The 23,087-nt window shown below is 48.8% G+C and carries 15 protein-coding genes; all 15 read right to left on the reverse strand.

The genetic code is table 11. The annotated features are described in order from the left end of the window. Window positions 1-1,194: a sporulation protein YqfD gene (yqfD, locus tag AC5ELV_RS08240; protein ID WP_493429806.1), complete on the reverse strand. Its 1,194-nt coding sequence runs from the start codon at window positions 1,192-1,194 to the stop codon at window positions 1-3. Beyond that, complete coding sequence (gene yqfC, locus AC5ELV_RS08245) at window positions 1,191-1,484, reverse strand: sporulation protein YqfC (RefSeq protein ID WP_322153782.1); 294 nt, start codon at window positions 1,482-1,484, stop codon at window positions 1,191-1,193. Before yqfC ends, yqfD begins: the two co-directional genes overlap by 4 nt. A gap of 384 nt (window positions 1,485-1,868) precedes the next feature. Further along, on the reverse strand, window positions 1,869-3,278 hold the full coding sequence (bcaP, locus tag AC5ELV_RS08250; protein WP_493429807.1) for a branched-chain amino acid transporter BcaP: 1,410 nt from the start codon (window positions 3,276-3,278) through the stop codon (window positions 1,869-1,871). 420 nt (window positions 3,279-3,698) lie between these two features. Further along, window positions 3,699-4,277, reverse strand: coding sequence for a YqfB family membrane protein (locus AC5ELV_RS08255; protein ID WP_493429808.1), 579 nt, complete (start codon window positions 4,275-4,277; stop codon window positions 3,699-3,701). A 44-nt stretch (window positions 4,278-4,321) separates the two neighbouring features. Then, window positions 4,322-5,323: a flotillin-like protein FloA gene (floA, locus tag AC5ELV_RS08260; RefSeq protein ID WP_039272282.1), complete on the reverse strand. Its 1,002-nt coding sequence runs from the start codon at window positions 5,321-5,323 to the stop codon at window positions 4,322-4,324. Between the two features lie 43 nt (window positions 5,324-5,366). Further along, a complete protein-coding gene (locus AC5ELV_RS08265; protein ID WP_493429809.1) occupies window positions 5,367-6,734 on the reverse strand; it encodes an NfeD family protein in 1,368 nt (455 codons plus the stop codon). A 279-nt stretch (window positions 6,735-7,013) separates the two neighbouring features. Further along, window positions 7,014-7,457 (reverse strand): GatB/YqeY domain-containing protein, encoded by a 444-nt coding sequence (locus tag AC5ELV_RS08270; RefSeq protein WP_013311146.1) that lies wholly within the window; start codon window positions 7,455-7,457, stop codon window positions 7,014-7,016. 16 nt (window positions 7,458-7,473) lie between these two features. Further along, the gene (gene rpsU / locus AC5ELV_RS08275) at window positions 7,474-7,647 is read right to left on the reverse strand and encodes a 30S ribosomal protein S21 (RefSeq protein WP_005547957.1); all 174 of its coding nucleotides are present in this window, start codon (window positions 7,645-7,647) and stop codon (window positions 7,474-7,476) included. Between the two features lie 171 nt (window positions 7,648-7,818). After that, window positions 7,819-8,178 (reverse strand): histidine triad nucleotide-binding protein, encoded by a 360-nt coding sequence (locus AC5ELV_RS08280; RefSeq protein ID WP_025722131.1) that lies wholly within the window; start codon window positions 8,176-8,178, stop codon window positions 7,819-7,821. Between the two features lie 162 nt (window positions 8,179-8,340). Beyond that, on the reverse strand, window positions 8,341-9,684 hold the full coding sequence (locus AC5ELV_RS08285; RefSeq protein ID WP_493429810.1) for an aminotransferase-like domain-containing protein: 1,344 nt from the start codon (window positions 9,682-9,684) through the stop codon (window positions 8,341-8,343). Between the two features lie 331 nt (window positions 9,685-10,015). Beyond that, on the reverse strand, window positions 10,016-10,414 hold the full coding sequence (locus AC5ELV_RS08290) for a hypothetical protein (protein WP_013311149.1): 399 nt from the start codon (window positions 10,412-10,414) through the stop codon (window positions 10,016-10,018). A gap of 260 nt (window positions 10,415-10,674) precedes the next feature. Further along, a complete protein-coding gene (locus AC5ELV_RS08295) occupies window positions 10,675-14,070 on the reverse strand; it encodes an AAA family ATPase (protein ID WP_493429811.1) in 3,396 nt (1,131 codons plus the stop codon). Continuing rightward, window positions 14,067-15,251, reverse strand: a complete 1,185-nt coding sequence (locus tag AC5ELV_RS08300) for an exonuclease SbcCD subunit D (RefSeq protein ID WP_165178415.1) — start codon at window positions 15,249-15,251, stop codon at window positions 14,067-14,069. The genes AC5ELV_RS08295 and AC5ELV_RS08300 overlap by 4 nt, the downstream gene beginning before the upstream one ends. 28 nt (window positions 15,252-15,279) lie before the next feature. Further along, window positions 15,280-19,299, reverse strand: a complete 4,020-nt coding sequence (gene addA / locus AC5ELV_RS08305) for a helicase-exonuclease AddAB subunit AddA (protein WP_493429812.1) — start codon at window positions 19,297-19,299, stop codon at window positions 15,280-15,282. Further along, window positions 19,296-22,862, reverse strand: coding sequence for a helicase-exonuclease AddAB subunit AddB (gene addB, locus AC5ELV_RS08310; protein WP_493429813.1), 3,567 nt, complete (start codon window positions 22,860-22,862; stop codon window positions 19,296-19,298). The genes addA and addB overlap by 4 nt, the downstream gene beginning before the upstream one ends. Window positions 22,863-23,087 lie beyond the last annotated feature (225 nt).

Genomic DNA, 23,087 nt, shown 5'->3' on the forward strand with positions numbered 1-23,087 from the left:
TCATTCTCCTTGGTTATGAACTAACGGAAGTTCTTCCGCAATATCCTGCTCCACTTCAAAAAGCACTTTCATATAAACTTTACCATTCTCTCTCTTCTCATGCAAAATTTTTTGGCTCATTATTTTCGTTCCTTTGCCGTATTTAGCTAAAATATCCGCTCGCGCGCCTTCTATTCCTGACATTTTCGCTTCTGATTCCGTAAGCTTCTGCTCTTGTATCTTTGTCTCCCTCACACTTTCGGTCATCCAACCCATCGGAAGTTTGTAGGAACGCCATGTTAGCGGATCATGTTCAACTGTTGTTTTGTGAGTAGAATAAGGTATTTTCCCATATCCCCACAATTGTATCGCACGGTTGCCTAATACCAGATACAAGCGGTCGTGACTGGTACCTGTATACGTGCTGCTGCGTTGCACCGTGGGACTGCTAATTTCGTATTCATGCCATACAAGACCCTTAACCTCTCCTTTGGCTACGACCTGCTGCTGATTCTCCTCATCACCAAGCGTTCCCGAGATGAGGATGGCTCCTTTTTTGACACGTGTATTTTTATGCACGACAGGACGACCCTGCTCGGCAAAAATTTCAGTGACTACCGCATCTGCCTTACTAATGATATGACGAGGGCTGTAGAGAGGCGCAGGGGTAGGCTGTGAAGCTTCAACAACCTGAATCGTCACCAAAGTACCCTGCTTTTCCACACCGATCCAGGATGCTTCTGGAAGCTTCTGCATGAGCGCACGTGAAAGCTTGTCTTGACTGGATAGACGAAAGCTCCATTGAAATGGATACAGGCCCTCCTGTCGGGCGGCTTTGAGAACGGATTCCGTCGATAGTTTATCATTCCCCTTTACTTCAATGTCCCAGATAAGCGAAGACATCAGCAGGAGACCTATCCAGAACAAAGCCAATCCAGCCAGAAAAAATTTACGTTTGGCAAGTCGTGCAGCAGTAAAGGGAAGCCCTCGCCGCTTCAGAACATGCATTCTACAGCCTGTCCTTCTCAAAAGCGGACGTAGCAGGAAGACGTGCGGCAGCAGAAGGTTCATTTCTGCATGTCTAGTACCCATCGGCCGCACGTTCCAAACAGGTATATGGTGATCAGTGAGTAAATTAATGAAAGCTTCCACACTTTCGCCCTTGACAGCAAGGGTAACCGTGCCACGCAGCTTTGCTAAAGCAGGATGTTTCACGAGCCTTCCTCCGTTCCTTCCATTTGGATATCCGTTATATGTCCCTCCACACTTACCTGCTCCGGCAGAATAGACGTAATGACTAAATCATGGCCGGACACCCTCAGCCTGCCTTGCGCAAGTGCAAGCACTAGCCGATCCGGCGTGAAATCCACCACACCCCGGTGATTCTCCACATAAAGCTGGCGGCTGCCGATGAGGGTTAACCGCGGCAGGTCAAATAGAATGTCCTGCGGAAGCTCCAGCGTCTCGCTGGCCCACTTTCGCAGTTTGCGGCTCATCCGGCTCATACGGCGAAATCTCCTTTCCTGTCATCAAGACATCTGTTATCCAACGGCTAATCGTTGTTTTGATGACAGCACGCTGCTATTTTTTCATCTTCTGTTATTGCCATTCGGTACCCATAGATGTTTCATGGCAGCTACGCTGCTGGCTTTTCATCTTATATTCTTATTATCAGTCAACGCCATTACACCAGCGCTACAGATATCTGTACTGTACATTTTATGATCCAGTCACCGCATTTATGAGGCTAAACTTACAATTCGTAGCAGCTACTATATTGCAGAGGAAAAAGACGCATCCTTTCAAAATTCACATCAAAAAAAGACAACCTCGTTTTCATATCGAAAACAAGGTTGTCTTTTTTTGATTTTTATCTTATGACACGACGGTTATTTTTCAGTATCTTGATTCAAAAGAGAGTTTTTTCTAGAGTATAAGAAGTAAACAGCCATACCAATGACAAGCCAAATAATAAAGCGAATAAATGTCTGACCATTCAGATTAAGAATGAGCACCCCGCATGAAACGATAGCCAGGATCGGAATATATGGGACCCCAGGACACCGGAAGGCCCTTGGCAAATCAGGTTGTGTTTTTCTCATAACGATGACGGCGATCGAAATCAGAATAAATGCTGACAAGGTTCCAATGTTTACCAAACTTGCTAACTCATCCAGTGGGATTAGCCCACCCATTAATGCAGATAAAGTACCAAAAAACAACGTGTTAATGTAGGGCGTTTTATATTTGGAATGAACTTTGGATAATACTTTGGGGACTAAACCGTCACGTGACATAGCAAACATAATTCGAGTTTGACCATAGAGCATTACCAGCATGACCGTTGTCATTCCTAAGATGGCTCCTATATCTACAATACCTGCAACCCAGTTCTGGCCAGCAATCTGCAATACCAATGACACGGGGTGAGAGATACCTTCAAATTGCATAAACGGCACTATACCAGTCATAATCGCGCTAACAATGACATACAAAAACGTACAAATAACGAGTGAGAAAATAATGCCTCGCGGTAAATCACGAGCAGGATTTTTGGTTTCTTCAGCCGCTGATGAAACAGCATCAAAACCAATAAAAGCAAAAAACACAAGAGCTGCGGCTCCAAACACCCCACTGAACCCAAACGGCATAAATGGCGTCCAATTATCTGGCTTCACATATTTAAAAGCAACGATGATAAATAATAAAATAACAATAATCTTTACAATTACCATGATGTTGTTTATCCGTTTTGATTCTTTTATCCCAAAATAAAGCAAGAACGTGATACCCATCAAAATTAAAAAAGCTGGCAGATTAAAATAAGTAGTTTGGTCTTTCAAAGCCCCCGGTGCGGCAGTGAATTCAAGCGGAATGTGAAGGCCAATTCCATTCAAAAATGATACAAAGTAACCCGACCAACCTGCGGAAACGGCGCTGGCTGCCAGCATGTATTCCAAAATTAAATCCCATCCAATAATAAAGGCCAATAGCTCCCCCATCGTAGCATATGTAAAAGTGTAAACAGAACCGGATACTGGAACGGTGGATGCAAACTCCGCATAAGCCAATGCTGCGAATAAACAGGCGAGTCCTGCAATCACAAAAGAAAGAACCAAGCCTGGACCAGCCGTAACTGCTCCCGTACCTGTCAACACAAAAATCCCCGTTCCGATAATGGCTCCAATTCCAAGCATCGTTAAATCAAACGCACCCAGTTCCCTTTTCAGTGCTTTTTCCCCTCGCGTAGCGGCAATCAACTGATCAATGCTCTTCTTTCTAAACAAGCTATTCCCCATCGATCCCATCCTCCTAAAGATTAATTTGCCATTTTTATAACCTTGTTTTATCACCTCGATATAAATAAAATTTTAGGTAAATTTGGAGTAAATTTCATAAGTATCTATCATTGAGAACATTATATATAAAAAAGAAAAAATGAAAACTGCTTTTAGAAAGCTCCATTCATATTGTTACATTTGATCATTTTTCACGAAAATATTTTCATAAATGAGACCCTAAATTAGACAAAATGCCACCATTTTAAATGACAGCAAATGTGAGAAACCTAGGGCACACAAGAGATTATCACATTCGTTGTCAGGTAATTAGAGCATTTGTCGTTAATTCACTTTTTATTCTGAGCATGCCTATGTATCCCTAAAGCATCACAAAAAAAGATCCGCCACAGCCAAAGCCGTGACGGATTCACTATCATTTTATGGTCTTCTTCCACCCATGTAGCGCTTGGAACGCGGAGGACCTAATATTTCCGCCCAAACCACACCTCTGCGCAGATCAGCCGTATCCACCGTATTACGGTCTTGCGAAGCTATCTCTGGCGCATCTGTAATTTCCCCTGACTCCCTCGCGTTGGATATACGATCGAGACGGGCTAAAACCAATCTGCGTTCTTCTTCCATAGCACGGATCCGATCCTCTAGAGTCGAACCGTTATCTAATGAATCCCGGTCCATCCGTTCTTCCGTTTCTGACCGATCGCCCACTTCTTCTATCCGACGAGCTTCCATAACCGCCCGTCGTTCATTAGGAAATTGACGTTGCAACTCACCAGCAACCTCCTGCTGACGCTGCTCTTGCCCATGTTCCGTTGTGAAGGGTCTGGATGACGTCGAGGGCCCGCGAGTACCATGATCACCCCCAAAGGTAGGCATACCTTTTCGCGGCGGTGATTTCCGCCCTGTACCTTGGATGCTTTTCCCCAAGAAGGACACCAAAGCAAAGCCAATCACGATCAGGATATACAAATGTTCAAAGATCCAGCTGATAAAGTTCATTACTCACCACCTAGCTGCCGTCATTCATCGGCTATGTCCCGTTATTAATCCCGGTTCTTGTTGTCATTCCCCGAGTTCTCATTCGGTTTGCCTAAGGAGCTACGCATTTGCGTATCTGCCTCAATATTTTTCAAATTCATATAGTCCATGACGCCAAGCTTCCCGCCACGCAGCGCTTCAGCCATTGCCAGCGGCACTTCGGACTCGGATTCCACCACGCGTGCTCTCATTTCTACAACACGTGCCTTCATTTCCTGCTCCTGCGCTACAGCCATCGCACGCCGCTCTTCCGCTTTTGCCTGCGCAATACGTTTGTCCGCTTCCGCCTGTTCTGTTTGTAGAAAAGCACCGATATTTTTACCTACATCAACGTCCGCAATATCAATGGACAAGATTTCAAATGCTGTCCCAGCATCCAAACCTTTGGACAATACAGTTCTTGAAATTGAATCTGGGTTCTCCAATACGTCCTTGTGCGAGTTACTGGAACCTACGGTTGTAACAATACCTTCACCGACCCGTGCAATAATCGTTTCTTCTCCGGCACCCCCAACAAGTCGATCAATGTTGGCACGCACCGTAACACGAGCTTTAACCTTTACTTCGATACCATCCTTGGCGACCGCAGCCACAATAGGTGTCTCAATAACACGCGGATTGACGCTCATTTGGACCGCTTGCAGAACATCCCGACCCGCAAGGTCAATTGCTGCCGCACGTTCAAACTCAAGCGGAATGTTAGCTCGCTGCGCAGCAATCAACGCATTGATCACTCGGTCTACATTCCCTCCTGCGAGAAAATGGCTTTCCAGCTGGTTGATGTTCAAGCCCAGACCCGCCTTGGTTGCCTTAATCAGCGGATTAACAATTCGGCTTGGCGTGACGCGCCGTAAACGCATAGCTACCAGCGTAATGATGCCAATGCGCACACCCGAAGCCAATGCTGAAATCCACAGCATCACCGGGAAGAAACTGAAAAATACGCTCAATACAATAATCACTACAACGGCAATCAGCAAAACGCTGACTATACCCGATTCGAACACTCGCATCATCCTCCATTAATCTAATTCTTTGTTGTTTGCTTGTTTAGACGCTAGTGTCTGCCTTGACCACAATTCGCCCACCTTCTACTTTGGATACTATAATCGGCATATCTGCAGCAATAAACTCGCCGTTCGTTACAACATCGACTCGCTCATCAGCGATCAGCACCGTTCCGGCTGGACGAAGTGGTGTCAGACTGACACCCTTTTGACCTAATAGCATTTCCCGGTTCACAACTGAAGAAAAACCTTGTTCAGCCGTTAAACTTTCTTTAAGTATAAAACGGTTCCATATCCCTCGGTCCTTGAATACAACTGCGATGATCGCCACCACGGCAACCGCAGCTGCAAAGGCAATACCCAAAGATATAAACGCATGCTGCATGTTGTATGCTGCCCGAACAACTCCGGCGACAAGGCTGACGGAACCCAAAATGCCCAAAATACCAAAGCTTGGGATGAACATTTCAAGTATAAGCAGAGCCAGACCAATGATAAACAACAACCACGTCTCCGAACCTGCAAAACCAGCGATATAATTGCCGAAAAAATACAAACCAAATCCGAGTATACCCAAAATTCCCGGTACACCAAAACCGGGTACGAGCAGCTCGATAACGACACCTGCGATACCGATAAATAAAAGCAACGTCTGCACAATGGGGTTGGTCAATATCTCGGCTGCTTTTTCAGCCCATGTTTGCTCCACATGAATGACATCATCCGTGCTGTAACCCATCCACTGGATAACTTCTTGTTCTGAAGACGCGATGTGATCCGCATAACCCAACTTCAGCGCTTCCTCACTGGTTAAAGAAATGATCTGACCATTTTCCTTATTAAAGTTCATCTCTGGAATAGATATGGTCGTCTTGGAGTCAACCATACCTCTGGCAATATCCGGATTACGTCCACCAGCTTCTGCGGCAGATGCCATGCTGCTCTTCCACCAAGCTACCGTTTTTGGATCTGTAATAGCCTGCCCCCTGCCGTCTACTAACGCTGCTGCTCCGATAATACTGCCTGGTTTCATAACAATCTTGTTTGCGCTCAACGCAATATAGCTACCCGCTGAGGCCGCTTCGCCCCTTATATAGGCTACGGTCGGAATTGGACTGTCTTTAATCAGTTTGCCCAGCTTCTCCGCTGTATCTACCCGTCCACCGGGAGTGTTAATATCCAGTAAAATCAGACCTGCTTTGGAATCTGCTGCTTCTGCAAATCCACGTTCCATAAATTTGCCCAGACCTTGCTCAATTTCCTGATCAACTGGTATAACAAACACAGCTCCACCTTTAGTTTGGGCCGCCGCTGATTCGGAATGAACTAAAGGTAACAGTAAAACGGATACCATAATCCACAACGTTAAAAAGATCAATTTGCGACTGGAGTGGTGATGTTCTCTATGCATTTCTCTCCCCCCTTTCGATCTTTCTATGTTACAGCATACCAAACTTTGTTAGACAAACTATACAGTTTTCAGGATTTAATGTGAAATTATTGGGTATATTGCTAATCCTGACGGCTGTCAGATACTTTACGCACCCAACGGACATCACGTTTCACACAATTAACTATAGCGCTTACATCAAAGCACTTCTCATCATTACATCCTATGGTAGGCATCGCATATATAGAAATAACACCCTCTGTAAACAGAGGGTGTTGTGTTTTCCTGTTTGTCGCAGGTTTATTGCAGAAATTGCTGAACCGCTTGGTTCACGAGCTTACCGTCAGCGCGGCCTTTTACCTTAGGCATCAAGGCCGTCATTACTTTCCCCATCTCGGCTTTCGAAGAAGCACCGGTTTCCTGGATGGTCTGCTGTACAATAACTTTAATTTCTTCCTCAGAAAGTTGTTCGGGAAGGTACTGAGCGATGATCTCTATTTCTGCTTTAGTGCTTGTCGCAAGTTCATCACGACCGGCTTTTTCAAATTCATGGAGGGCATCTTTTCGCTGTTTGATCTCACGACTCAGAATATCAAGCACTTCGTTGTCGTCCAAATCCCGTTTCAAATCTATTTCAAGATTTTTAATCGTAGAACGAACCATTCGAATGGTGGAGAGTTTGAACTTGTCCTTACTCTTCATTGCTTGCTTCATATCTTCGTTCAATCGTTCGCTCAAATTCATGATTGCTTAGATCCTCCTAGAACTTTCTCTTACGAGCAGCCTCGGACTTTTTCTTGCGCTTTACGCTTGGCTTTTCATAATGCTTGCGTTTCTTCACCTCAGCCAATACGCCATCCTTAGCAATGGAACGTTTAAAGCGACGAAGTGCAGCATCAATTGTCTCGTTTTTGCGAACTTTAGTTTCAGACACCAGTTTTCCCTCCCTCCGACCAGACCGTCCAAGAGCAATAACACGGTTCATCAAATTTTATTATAGGTGAAACGGAAACCAGGTGTCAACCTATAAGAAAAAATGAATACATAAAGGGCCATTTTTCTCCATTCACTTCCGTATTACTGAAAAGACAAGCTCTGTCATTTTTTAAGAATGTGAGTCCGAAATACCTGTCAAAGCACCCAATTTGGCGCCGCCCAGTAAGTGATAATGCAGATGCCCCACCGCTTGTCCACTATCCGGGCCACAGTTGTTAATCAACCGATAACCAGACTCGGCGATTCCTAACTTTTTCGCAACCTCAACCGCAACACGATGAATCTCCGCGATAAGAGGAAGATCCTCCTCTGTCACAGCGTTCATTGAAGGAATGTATTTTTTTGGAATAATGAGCACGTGTACTGGCGCCGCAGGCTGGATGTCATGAAATGCGAGCACATTGTCGGTTTCCAACACCTTCTTGCTGGGGATGGTTCCATCCACAATTTTCAAAAACAGATCGTCCATTCAAAACCCTCCTTTGGCAGTGAGCCGATCCTAAGCAAATAGACACAAACACCCCTTGCTCTCGGCATTCAAAGTTATGTACTTCCCACACTGAATAGAAACATATACATCCATGTTTGGTTATACTTATGTTTCTATATGTATCATAACGGAAAAAGGGTCTTAATACCAGTTTCCCTTACTAACTTCCTCTATAATGGCTTTCACCCCTCCATCAATTTGATCCAGCTGCGCGCGCGAAATACTTATGCGCAAAAACTTCTCTTGTTCCCTATAGCCTGATAAATAAAAGCCTTTGCCAGCTACAACCTGGATGTTCCTCGCAGTAAGACACTGTACCAAGCGTTCCAAATTCACCGTCCGAGGCAGTTTAAACTGCATGTAAACTCCTGAGGTTACAGTTGAAGTTTGAACGTATCCGGCCTGATTGTATCGTTCCACGGCCTTGTTAAGAGTACGAACGCGATCCGAATACAGTTTACATATCGTGTGCTTGTGGCGTTCATACATTCCATTTTTAATATAAATATCAAGCGCCGCCTGAGACAAAATAGATGTGTCTACATATCTTTTATAAGTGTTAAACGTCTTCAATAGGACTTCTGGCAATACCGCAACTCCTAATCGCAAGCCGGGGAAAATGATTTTCGAGAAGCTTTTCAAATAAATAACATGATCCGTCTGGTCATATGCATAAATGGGATCAAAAAGATGATCGGCCCCCAAATCTGCCATATAGTCATCTTCTACGATGTACACATCATATTTGGCGGCTAAGGCAGCTATCGCTTTTCGCTCCTCCGTGTTATATGAGATTCCTAATGGATTATGGTATCTTGACATGGTATAAAAAAACTTGATGCTCTCGTTCTTAAATTGATTCTCCAATTCGTGAAAATCCATACCTTCCGCTGTCCGCACGATGGTACTGACGGGTATGTTCTCTTCCTCTAGAAAACGCAAATATATATCATAACTTGGCTGCTCGACCAAAACCTTTTCTTTGCCATTGGGAAACGGCATTTTAGCGAGTATCTCCAATGCCTGCTGAATACCCGAAGTAACGATAATCCGATCCATTTTTGCAAACACCTGAGTATCAGCCAAATGGGAAACCAACGTATGACGCAATGTTTCTAGTCCTTGCGAATCGCCATAAGTGAATAGATGATATTTGTAGGTGTCAATAGCCTGATTTAAACAATGTTGGAAATCCAGATACGGGAATACATTTAAATCCGGGGAGGCCGAAGCAAAATCAATGGAGTCTTGAATATGGCTATGGTGCAAATCGCCTGAATTTTCCACTACATAGTATCCACTTTGCGGTATGGAATAGATGGCGTGTTTCTTTTCAAGTTCAGCATATGCCCGCAGAATCGTGCTTTTGCTGCATCTATATAATTCTGAAGCCTCACGTACCGACGGCAGCTTATAACCTGATTTATATTGTCCCTCGCGAATTTTAAGTTCTATATCCAATAAAATGGAAACGTATTTTTTCACAATATCCTCCCACCTGCTCTTTACATACTCATTACATGCTCATTTCATTACATGCTTATTCCGTCTTATGTTTCTTTACACGCTAGATGTTACCATGGTTTATGGATAAAAAGGATACCTCATTTCATTAAACTGTACTGATACAGTTTCAATTACTGGGTCATATTGGAGATGGTATATGTGAAAAAGAGGCTGCTTCTTCACGATGGAAGAAACAGCCTTGCATGGTAATGATGTATGGATGCGCCTATAAAGCCACTTGTACTGTACAAAAGCTGTAGGCGGGAGAGAGCAGAGGATTCACTATATTCTGGCGACTAAGGAAATCGGATTAGTAATAAGGCAGTAAGCTAATCGCTGTCAACGCTGCAAGTGGCAGAATCAAACGATTAAAGCGACGGCGTCCGTATGGGAACCCATATGCATAAGCGGGTACTGGATACGGGTACGGATACGGAGGATAAGACGCATAGCCACCATAAGCACGGGAGCCGCAACCACAATTATTAGGCGGATATGGGAGATTAACATTGACATTCTCCATCTCGTCTCCCCCCATAGGAACGGCTAAGTATATCTTTTCATCATCCACATGCTCTACAATGCCGTCATACATTGTCCCGTCCTTCACCCATACGCATACATAACGATGCATATGCTTTTGACATAGTGTTTTAGCATCCGTCTGTTCCGGTGCTGTAACTTTTTCGGTTGTCATGCTTTTTTCCATGGTTGTTTCCTCCTAGGCTCTTGCATGTATACCGTATGTTATTCAAAAACGGGCTATTTGCTACATCAAATTGGGCGAATTCCGGCTTGCAAAAAAAGAAGCACCCCGGGAGCTCTTGGCAGAGCCCCTCTGAACGGACGTATGACGGGAAGATTTCTTCCGCAGCATACGTCCGCCGGGGTGCTGTATGATTAACTTGTCGGCTTGGCTGTATTATAACAATAGTTTGAAACTGTATCTGTGACCTGTATCACATTACTTCAAAAAGTTTCCATAACCACACGTGAGCCGCCTCCAGCCTGCTCTGCTGGAAGAACAACCAACTTGCGCGGAAGACGGGCCCGTAGTTCAGGCACATGACTAATCACACCAACAGACAATTGATCGTGGTGCAGCTTTTCCAGTGAGGTGATCACTGTGTCAAGCAGCTCAGGGTCCAACGTTCCAAAGCCTTCATCCAGAAAGAAAAATTGCAGAGGGTATTGGCCCCGCAATTGAATTTGAGCCGACAGCGCAAGCGCAAGCGACAAGGAGGTCAGAAACGTTTCGCCACCAGACAAGGTCGATACCGGACGTTTGACCCCACCGTTGGCATCGTCACTAATGACAAAACCACCGCTGGAATCTACCTCTAGCGCGTAACGCTGCTTGGTCAGAAAACGTAGGCGGCGTGAAGCCGATTGACTAACCTGCATGAGTTGCTCCTCGGCAATATATTCCACAAAGGCATTGCCACGAAAAACAGACTGGAGCTTGGACATTTTTTCCGCTTCGCTACGCAAATGTATACGATTGGACTCCAGTTCCATCCAGCGGACGTGCCGATGCTGCAAGTCCTCTAAATCACGCTCAGCCTTGGCGCGATTCTGAAGCGCCTCTTCGTCGCGTGCGCGGCAATCACGTAGCTGTGCAGTGGCCGTTTCCCACTGTTCCTCTGTTACCGTTGCTCCATTCAGCTGCTCTTCGACATGTTTTAAGCGGGAAGACAGCTCTTTTTCCCGTTCTCGATGGAAACTCACTTCACGCTCATAGCGTGCGGCTTCTTCCTGTCCCAGGCAGCATTCCATGACCTCTGCTTCCGTAGCGAAGGAGGAGGCTTCCAGACGGCTGCCCCAACGGGACTCTGCCATCTGACGTCTTTCTTCTGCCGAGTCGGAGGCCTGCCGGGCAATCAGTGAAGCATGAACGGCTTGCTGCTTGCGTTCTTCCGCTTCGGTACGGCGGCGTGCCGCGGCTTCCGCTCCGTTTTTCAGTCCCAACAGTCGCGAGGTCGCTTCTTCCAGCAATGAAGCCGCTTGGCCATCTCCAACCCACTTTCGGAGCTGTACTAGCTTTTCACGAAGCGAATCATCTTTGCTTTGAAGCCCTGTACGGCGGGCAATAATGATTTTGTCCTCCTCGATGATACTCTGCTGTATCTGCTGAACACGCTCCGCCTTTCCTTCGAGGAAGGTCACACTCGTCTCCAACCGGGACCGCAGCTCTTCCGCACGCCCGTCGCGCTCCTGCATGGCACGGTAACGCTCCGCAGCTTCGTCCGGAGCGACATCTGGCAGCTGCGCGACCCATTCGGCGCGCAGCCCCTCGCTGCGCATGGTGCATGCTATGTGCTTGCTGCGTGCCTGCGTCAACGCTACAGCTGCTGCCTCCTGCTCGGCGGCAGCACGGATACGCCGCTGCTGTCCGGCGGCGTCTGCCTCGCGCAGCGCCTGTGCCTCGGCAGGCAGCGCATGCGCACGTGCGGCTAGCTCTGCCGCAGCACGCTCCAGCGCGGTGCAGCGCTCCGCCCAAGCTGTGGCACCGCGCGGCTCTGCTGGCGCTGCCGCAGGCGTAAAAGGCTCGCCCGTGGCGGCAGCGCCGCTGTCTGCGGTGGCGGGCTGCGCCAGCAAGCTGCGCTGCTCGTGCAACTGCTGGCGCAGTGTGAGGCGCAGCTCCTGCAAACCGAGCCGCAGGCGGTGCAGCTCATCTGGCGCAGCGGCATCCGCGCTATGCGCCGCGACGATGGCAGGCGCGGGATGATGCAGCGAGCCGCACACTGCGCACGGCTCGCCTTCGCGCAACTCGGTAGCGAGATGCTGAGCGAGACGCCCCAGCTCCTCGGCACGGAGCTCGTGACGCAGCTGTTCTTCCTCGGCAGCCAGTGACGACATATCGGCGGTGATTTCTGCCTCCAGCGTAAGCAATGCCTCAATGCCATCAGCTGCCTGTGCAGCAAGGGCAGAACGCCGTGCCTCCGTCTCCTGTGTCTCCTGGTCCGTCAGCTTTAGACGTTCGTCTGCTTGCGCAAGCCGTTTCTCCTGAGTCACGTACTCCAGTTCAGCTTCACGCAATTGCTCATTCGCGATTTCCAGCTGTTGCAACCGTTGCACAGCCTCTTGCAGCATACGCCGCTCATCTGCTCGCACTTCATTTTGCTTTAGCTCTTGTTGAAGCTCTTGCTGTCGCTTCAAGCCTCGCGTCTGTAGCTCTTGTTCCTTTGCGAGTCCTTCTGCATGTTCAGCAAGGATTTGCTCGCTATGCACAAGCTCGGCCGCCAGACGGTCCCGTTCGGTCCGCAACGCTTCCGTATCACGCTCCAGTTGAAGCGCCTGCTCTAGTTGGTCGATCCGAAGCAATAGTTTCGGTTCTTCGGCACTGAGTGCTTGCCGGGCCTGCTCATCTGCTTGCGCAGACAAAAGCGCAGCCTCCTGCGCGGTAGCGGCCAGGACTGCCACTTCTTCGGCAGTCTTATGCCGTTTTTCCGCTTCAGCAATGGCTTCCTTCCAATCCGTCAGTGCAGGCAGCAATGCCTCGGCTGCAGTTGCTTGTCGAAGCTTACGCTCCAGTAAAGCAATGCCCGGCTCCTGTGCTGCCAACTGCTCCAGCTCGTTCAATCTTTGGCTGAGCTCGATGACCAGCTCACGGGTTTTGTTTAGCGCCTCCGATTCACGCGAGACACGCTCTAGCTCGCGACGCGAAGCTTCTGCATTGGCAATCGCCTCTTTGAGACGCAACTCTACATGTTCAAGCGCTTCAGCACTCGCATCCCCCAGCCCTTGCTGCTCCGCCTCTAATGCTTTCAGTGCGATATCGTTATCTTTCACACGACGGCTTAGCTTCTGTGCAAGTTGATCTCCGTACTTCTCCAGATGGAACAAACGCTGTAGCATCTGTCTGCGTTCACTGCCCTTTAAGGACAAGAATTCCGCAAACTTTCCCTGCGGCAATACGACAGCTCGTGTAAAATCGTCCATTTTCAGGCCGATATACTCCTCCACACAGCGCGTCACATCCTGCACCTTATCGGCAAGCACTTCCTCGCCATCCTCTGTTAACGCAATAAAACGGCTAAGCGTATTATTAACCGATACGCCTCCAGCACGTTTGAAACGTCGTTCTACACGGTAACGACGAGGCCCTTGAGCTGACATTAATTCAAACGTAAATGCAACAGACAATGTATCCTCAGCATGATTCATAATGCCTTGTGTACCATTCACTGCCCGCTCCACTTTACCGTACATAGCCAACGTAATGGCATCCAGCAGCGTTGATTTTCCACTACCCGTTGGGCCAAAAATTCCAAACAGTCCAGTTTCGGTCAAATCGTCAAAGCGAATTTCCTGCGACTCCCGGTAGCTTTGCAACCCCGACAGTTTTAGAAGGATTGGTTTCATGCGTCATCCTCCTCAGCGTGGTCTCTTGCATCATCCTGTTCCACCAGTTCCAGAAACAACTGCACTAATCCGTCATCCGGCTGTGCTCCACCTGTCTGCCGCTGATAGAATGCCCGGAACAACTCATGCACTGGCAGTTCTGATCGTTGGTGCTCCAGCTGTGCGGCAGCCATTTCTGGATACATGGGGCGAATATGAATGATACCTTCACGGCTTTTGCGCAGGCGCTGGATATCTCCCATCGACATCGCTTCATCCAGCGTAATTTCCAGATCAATAAAGGCATCGGCATCCAGTCCTTCGTCCAGCCAGCGATATACTTCCTCCAGACCTCCCCGTGCGCGCCATCTCACTAATGGGCGTCCACTGGTAATATACAGTTCCTCAACCTGAGCAGGCTTGCCAGCAACCACGTCAATTAACGTAACCGACTTGGCTTGTCCGGCTTCGGAAAAGCTATAAGCCAGCGGAGAGCCACTGTAACGCATCAGCCCGTCCCCCTTCACATATTGGGGACGATGCAAATGTCCTAGAGCCGTATACTGTGCCCCAATGCTCAAAGCAGACGGATCTACGGTATACGCCCCCCCGACCTGAATCGGGCGTTCCGAGTCCGACTCCAGCCCGCCGAGCACATAAATATGGCTCATCGACAAATTAACGGTGTCAGGCCGAAATGCTGTACCCAGCTGTGACATCAGCAAGCCCACACGGCGGCTGTATGCCTCGCGCAATACTGTTTCATCTCCGTCTTCAGACAATAGCTCGTTTAGACGAGACTCGGAGGGATATGGCAAGGCTGCAATGCATGCCATTTCACCCGTTCGCGGTGTACGAACGCGTACCGCTTCCCCATGGGGCAGTCCCAGCAATGTAATTCCGCGTCCGCTCACCAGCGGTGTGACCGAAGATACCCTTTCCGGCTGATCATGATTGCCCGCAATGACGACTAGTGGTCTTCCTCCAGCCGTAAGACGGGCAGACGTTTCATAAAACAATTGCTCTGCTGCGGCCGAAGGATTGACTGAGTCGTATACATCTCCAGCCATCATAATCAAATCGGCCTGCTGATCGTCAGCCATTTTCGCCAATTCTTCCAAAAACGCCTCCTGCTCCTTCAAACGACTGCGTCCTTCCAACGTGCGGCCCAAATGCCAATCACCTGTATGCAAAATCCGCATGCTATTCCTCCTCTCCCTATCTATATAACTACAGCTGTACACTCTCTCCAGCTTCTAAAAAATACAGCCACTTCTCAGCAACCTTTTTGCCTGTAATCTCTTCGATCACACGGGCATACAGCTCCAATTGAAATCGATATTGGTTTGTTAAGTGGGACAGCGTACGATATTCAGATATCCGATCTGTTTTATAATCCACCAGCACGAGTCCTTCGGGAGTTTCAAATAGACAGTCAATAATGCCGTTCATCAGCACTTTATCTCCGTCCTGTCCGCCTTCCGAATCTGTTTCTTGTCCTGGTGACATCGATGGTAAGCTGTGGTTCCAGTAATCGGTTGCCCGCATGGTATAAGTAAACGGAAGCTCTCTTTGAACATGGGATGCCCTCAGCATTCTGCTACCCAGCTCACTAGTGAAAAAGCGTAATATTTTATCCGTATCTAGCGCCTTTGCATGAACATCCAGTAACATACGCTGATTGAGCAAACGAGCCTTGGTTTCCTCAATAACTTTGGCGCTCATTCCCCCATCTAGTGGCAAATGCAGCATCAACGTATGATAGACCGTTCCTCGTTCCGTTGGAGTCAGTCGCTGATTCCCCATAAACTTAGGTCTGCGCAAGTGTAATTGACTGCCCCCAGTGTGAGAATCCTCCCGATCCTCCGGTAACTCTGCTAGTACGGAGGTAGGTAGATTCAACCAATCGTCCGATCCCATCTCCTGCATTTCCAGCCATCTTTTCATCTCAGTAACCGATGTATTGGCTGCCGTCTTGCCGGCCCGTTCATACGGATAGGTCCAGGAAAGAGCAGCTTCAATATCCGTTTCACTCTCTCCGTTCAAGTCGATTAGCTCCGCATTTCTCAGTGCTTCTGTCTTCTTTTGGCGCTCTTCGCCCGACACCTCTTCCTCATGATCTGAGTTCACACGAGAGCCGGAAAGTGTTTCCGAAGCCACGATTTTAAATAACCAGTCTGTTCCTGGCATATGTTCCAACTTGTGATAGTACCCATCTTGATCACCTGCTGCTTGCCTCAACAAAGTAGCAGAAGGATGCCGAATCAAAGCGGGACCTACCCAGTCCAGATAGCTGCGGCCTGCCGCCAGCATATAGTCTGGTAAGACCGTTTCCGTATGCTCTTTGGCACGTGCCCAACCCGCTGCGCGCGAAGCGAGATCCTTCACGGTTCCGGTCATAATCAGCTTTTCACGCGGACGTGTAAGCGCCACGTATAACACCCGCATTTCCTCAGCCAATAGCTCCAGCTGTGAGCGTCGGCGGATCGCTAAATTGGGCAGCGTAGGGTAGCTGACACGATTTTGTTCCTCCACATATTTAGGACCAAACCCCAACTCCTTGTGCATAAGAAACGGTGCATTGAGATCCTGTTGATTGAACATTTTTGCCGTCCCGGCAACAAACACGATAGGGAATTCAAGTCCTTTACTTTTATGAATAGTCATAATGCGGACAGCCTGATCAGGTTCAGTCCCCCCGCTAATTGATCCTAAATCACCGCCTCGCTCCCGTAGACGGGAAATGAAGGTCAGAAATCGGAACAATCCTCGGTTAGACGTAGAAGTCTCATACTGTCTCGCTCGGTCATATAGCGCCCGCAAATTGCTTTGACGCTGTGAGCCACCAGGCAGTCCACCGACCCAATCCAGATATCCTGTTTCCTCCAGCACATTCCAAATCAATGCACTTAAGCTGCCTTGTCGGGCTTCCTGCCGCCAGGATTCCAAATTACGCAAAAATGAACGTAGTCGGGCAGACAACGTATTCCCGTCATTTCTATTACCAAAGTCAGATGAAGATAATGAATCCTCAGTGAAAAGATCCAGCTCCATGATGTCAGCAGAGGTCCCTTTTACGCTCTCTTCCAGTGGGTCAGCCTCAGCCGCCGCCAGCAATGCGCCATAAAACAATCCATCCGGTTTTTCCAACCGAATTTGTGCCAGTTCATCTTCGGTCAAGCCGACAATCGGCGAACGAAGCACGGATGCAAGCGGGATGTCCTGCTGCGGATTATCAATAATGTGCAGCAGAGACAACATCACCTCAACTTCCGTTGCTTTAAAAAAGCCTGTCGTCTGCTCCCCAGATGCCGGAATGCCCTCAAGCCGCAGTTCCTCCACAATCAGGGGGGCCCACACGCTTGCGGAACGAAGCAAAATGACGATATCGCCGTAGACTGCCGGACGTATCGCTTTTAATCCTCTGTCGTAAATCAACAGTGGTTGTCCAGTATCTCCGGTCAGTTCTTTAATCCGTTGCGCAATCGCACGAGCCTCTAACTGTGCCGTTTCCAGCTCCACAAGCTCAGCCAGCTCACTTTCCTGAAAAGCAGATTCGTCCCCCGTTTCGGACAGCTCCGAAGCCTCGGAAAGACCATGTCCACCTTTATCAACTAACAGCAGCTCAGGTGCGTATACAGATGTCACGTCTTGATCCGACTGGTCGGGATAGGATGCGCCGTGTACCAACCACGCTCGTTCATCGTACTCAATTTCCGCCACATCCACACTCATAATCTGGCGGAACACCAAATTGACCGCATCGACAACTTCCGCCCGACTGCGGAAATTACGCGCCAGATCAATTAAAAAGCCATCTTCCTGCTCCTGCATGCCGTACCGTTGATACTTATTCAAAAACAGACCCGGCTCCGCCAGCCGAAACCGATAAATACTCTGTTTCACGTCGCCCACCATAAAACGGTTACCCGGTTCCTCCCGTGATACCAGCCTAACGATATCTTCCTGTACGGTATTCGTATCCTGATACTCATCCAACAGCACCTCGTCGAATTGCGCCTTGTATTCGAGCGCAGCGTCGGAAGGTAGTAGCTTGTACGGAGTAGAATCGGGATGTCGTAATATTTTCAGACAATAATGTTCCAAATCCCCGAAATCCACCAACCCTTTTGACTGCTTGTGCTGTTGAAATCGTTCCCCGAATACAATCACGGTTTCTACCAATTCGTCCATCAGCGGAGCCGCGGCGTGCAGCTCCTCCCAATAGGCTTCTGCTCTCCTGCCAAACAGGGAAGCCTTCATATCTGTAATCATTTTTTTGGCTGCTTCGCGCAGCGTTTTAACCCGTTCCTGCAATGCAGGCTCGGTCTGATCTTTTTTGACGGGCTTGAGCTTACCGAAGGAAGCTGTCTGAAAATAATCATATAGAGATGCCCACGGCTGTGTCTCCAGCTCCTGTAGCAATCCCTTCACCATCGCCGCATCCTCTTGCAGCGTCACAGCATAAGGTGCAGGACCGCCGGGCTGCATAGCTGTTTCATGCGCCTGTTCCAGCAAGCTCGCTGCTCCGCGCAATGAAAGTGCAGCATCCGCCAAAATGCTGCGAACCCAGGGCGTCTCTCCCAAAGCGGCTACATCCTGTACACGAAATGCTGCCGCTGTCTCCCGCAGCCAATGTTCTGGCCAAGGATGACTTTGAGAAAAATCATACAGCCGCTGAACAAGCACATACATGGCATCATCGGTACGTTCTCCACTAAACCAGTCGACCAGTCTGCGGAATGTACTGCCTTCATCATGAGCCTCATATTTCTCCTCAAACAGTTCTTCCAGGAGCTCCTGGCGCAGCAATTCTGTCTCATGCTCATTCATAATCCGAAAACCAGGATCAAGGGGAATGGCCTGATAATGCCTGCGGATGACCTCCATACAAAAAGAATGAAGCGTCGTAATCGAGGCCCGATTCAGCAACGATAGCTGACGGCGTACATGTTCACTTTCCGGTTCCTGCTCCAGCACACGTTCCAATGCTTCACGTATCCGTTGACGCATTTCAGCGGCTGCAGCCTTTGTAAAGGTTGCAACCAGCAACCGATCCACGCTGAAGCCAAGCTGAGGATCGACAATTTTACGAATAATACGCTCTACGAGCACCGCAGTTTTACCAGACCCTGCCGCTGCCGCGACCAGCATGTTGTTACCAGATTCCGAAATGGCACGCCACTGGTCATCGCTCCACATACTGCCTTCCGGCTTCGGCATGCCTTTAGTGTTTGACGTGCCTATCATTGGTCCATTCCTCCTTTCCCTTCCTGTGTATGACCCAGCAGATTCCAGATTTGATCCTTACCGGGTTTACCCCATTGATTGTAGCTACTGCCCTCCAGACTGTCGTCAAATTGACAAACCGGCTTAAAAGAACAGAAGGTACATGCCGTCTCTTGCTGGATACGATAAGGTTCAATGGCCACATCACCCTCTGTCATCCGTGTACCAATCGTCCGAATATTATGACGCACCGAAGCTAGCAGGCTGTCCCACTGTTCCGGCGAAGCAACCGAAGCACTGCTATAAAAACTGCCATCTGCTTTCACCGCAACGGGTAAAATAGAGGAATATCCCTTGTCCAATGCTGTATCCATTTGCCCAACTACATCCCGATCCGCGACCAATAATCCCTTCATCTTAAAACGTTTCAAAATCTCCTGACGGGCCTGTTCTGCACTAAGACCGTTAGGCGACTGCAACATCGGATTGTGGACGTGAAAATACAGTGTACCCGCTGGATAAGCTGTCTCGCCCAACCATTCTTCCGCCGCATTCAGCAGCACATCCAGATAGGTGAGCATTTGCAAGGACAGGCCATAGTACACTTCATGCAGCTTGAGATCCTTTTGGCTGGATTTGTAATCGATGACACGCAAAAGTAACCCCTTTTCTCCCTCTGCCACATCTACACGGTCAATCCGTCCGACAATTTCCATCACAACGCCGTTATCTAACCGGAAGCTTAACGGAGGAAGCTGCTGACCCGGCCCAAAGTCCAACTCCAGCCCAATCGGCTCAAAACTACCTCTTCGCGCATGTTCACCTAAAATCAACGAAGCACGGCTCACGATGTCTTTCAATTTGCGCAAAATATAGCCATACCGCTTGGAGCTCATTAAAATCTCGCCTTGCAGACGAGGAGCCAAACGCTCCACTGTACTTTCCGCCTCTTGGCGGCATTCCTCCGTGCTGAGACTACCCCAGCTAACATTGCGTTTACGCAAATTGATCGCCATCTCTCCAAGCGCTGCATGGAATAATTGTCCGATATCCGGGGCCTTCAGGCGATACATTTGACGTTCCTTCAAACGAAGACCGTGAGAGGCAAAGTGCGAAAATGGACATGCCACAAAACCTTCCATACGAGATACGCTGGTACGCAGCTTGCTACCGTACAGACGGCGGCTCGTTTCCTTCTGCATTTCGGCATGGTTCTCATAAAAAAGTGAGGTCAACAGCTGACGCAGCTTGTCCTTCTCACGCCCTTGCTGGCTTGCATACCAGTTATATACCTCCCACCAAGGAGATAAAATGTCACCGCCACGTCGCCAATGCCGTAATTGCGCAATGAGCTGTGGCAAAGCCTCGGACGGATGAGAAGCATACTCCCATTGCGTCGTCCAAGCATCCCCAGGCAAAGGGTATCCAGCCAACGGACGTTCGTCCAGACTAGGAAACAGTTGCCGCACATGTCGTACTAACTCTGACGGCAGCAACGACTTCCCTTCTTCATCGGTCACTGCATAGCTCATCCACAGGCTTTTGCCTGCTGAGGTAAGGGCCGTATATGCGAGAAAACGTTCGTCCAACAGACGTCTTGTCATATCCGGCGCCAGCTCTACGCCTCGTTCGTTTAATGCCGTACGCTCCTGCTCATTCAGCACACCGTCCTCATGGAACACAGCCGGCATCACACCTTCGTTCATACCTAGCACAAAGGCATGTTGAATACCAGACACACGTGTACGGTCCGTGTTTCCGACTAGAACCTGATCCAGAGCTGGCGGAACAAGTCCCATACGGAACTCAGCCAATCCCGTTTCCAGCACACCCGCAAACAAAGAGGTATCCAGCCTCTCGTCACCCATCATTTCGACAATTTGATCCAGTAATTCAAGCACTGCATCCCATACCTGACGATGCTCTTTCGCCTGCTCAGGATTTCCTGCTTCCTCTGCCTGATGAATGAAGGCGTCCAGCTTGTGGCCGATTTCTGCATCCTCCAGTAACAGATATACCGCTTCACACTTCTCAAGTGCAGTTCGTGCCTTGCCCACACGTTTCTCAAACGCACGTAAAGGCGTCACGATCACATCCCGGCACAGCTCCATCAAATCCAACGTTTCATCCCGCCTACGGTTCCGTTCCTGCTCCTCCAGCTCCAGTGACAAGCTGGGCACAGCCTGCCACGGCCGACCGTCTGTCCAACGGCTGCCTTGTATTCCGCAGGCCAGAACATAGTTTTCCAAACGGTCCATTTCCTCGCGGCTCACCCGACCATCCAGCGGCAAGAGAAGGTCTGTTTTGACCGCACGGAATACATCCTCATATCGCCAACGCCGCTGCACGATATCTAGCGAAGCCCGAATCAATTCTACCAAAGGATGATGCAAAACACTTCTCCGCTGATCCAAAAATACTGGAACCTCATATTGTTTGAATATCGGTTCCACCCATGGCTCATAATCTTCAATATGACGTACAAACAGAGCCATCTCCCGGTAACGCGCGCCTTCATCTCGGGCCAGACGGCGCATTTCGCGTACAGCCCCTTCCAGCTCTGCACGGCGATTAGCCGCAGTGTACAGTTTTATGCCCTCCGGCTGTTCTTCTGTCCACTGCCCTCGTAGCTGCTGCAGCCGCATCCGTTGTTCCTGATTCCGTAGCCCTGTACGATGTTCAAAGTTAGCCTCCAAATACGCCAACGCTGGACGCTCCTTAAATCTCGGCAGCGGATCAGGGCGCAGTAATTGTGTCTGCGTCTCTATCATCAGCTCGTCTGCCATTCCTTTGAGCTTTACATACGTAGCCGCCGAAGGATGAAACAAATCCAGTTCATGCGGAAGCTGTCCGCTCTCGTAGCTGCGGTTGCAAGTCAGCGCCACCGTCAACGAAGAGGCATGCAGCATAAGTTGCTCCACAACCTTGTATTCATGTGGTGTAAACCTGCGGTAGCCATCCATCCAAATGTCTGCTCCACGCACAAGGGAAGACTCAGCAATCTGTTCTGCCAGCATGCGCAGTGTATCTTCACCGTCTATATATTTAAGCGTCAGCTCTCGTTCAAAATCCTCGTAGATTAGACTGATATCTTTGAGCTTGCCGCGCAAAATCGGAGTTGATTCTCCAATAGCGTTCATTCGCTCCAGTTGCTCGGGTACAGACCGAGTATCATTTCCATACTGCTTTAGCTCCGTAAACAATGTATTCAACCGATCCACAAAGCCGAGCTGGTCTCCCGAATCCTTAAACAAGCTCAGTTCATCCTTGCGACGACGAATAATTTTATATAAAAGCATCTTCTTGCCTTCTTCCGTTACAGGCACCAGTGCTGAACCCCCGGTTTCCTGCATAACTAAATAGGCAAGACGATGAAATCCCATCACTTGGGCGCGCACCGACCCCTGAATACCGTTTCCGACTTCTGTAAGTAACGCATGCTCGGAAGCAAATGACGATTGCTCCGGTACAAGTAACAGCATAGGCTTACCTAGCGGCTCCTCGCGTAACATGGACGTCATTTCATTGCGGATTAACGTACTTTTACCACTACCAGAGCGGCCAATCAACAAGCGGACCGACATGATGCGGCCTCCTTTCCAACGAACAACATTCTATTAAACAGTATAGCATATCAGGCAAGGGAGAAAAGAACGTACGTTTGCCATGTTGTAGCAATTCATCCTCCCCCTAAAAAACAAATCAGTCCCGCAGGTTGGCTTGGTGCACGCCTTCTCTACAGGACTGATTTATACCTAAAAGAGTCTATTTTACCTATTTAATCACCAAAAAGGAGATTGACTTTGACT

Source organism: Paenibacillus sp. NMA1017, assembly GCF_058895805.1.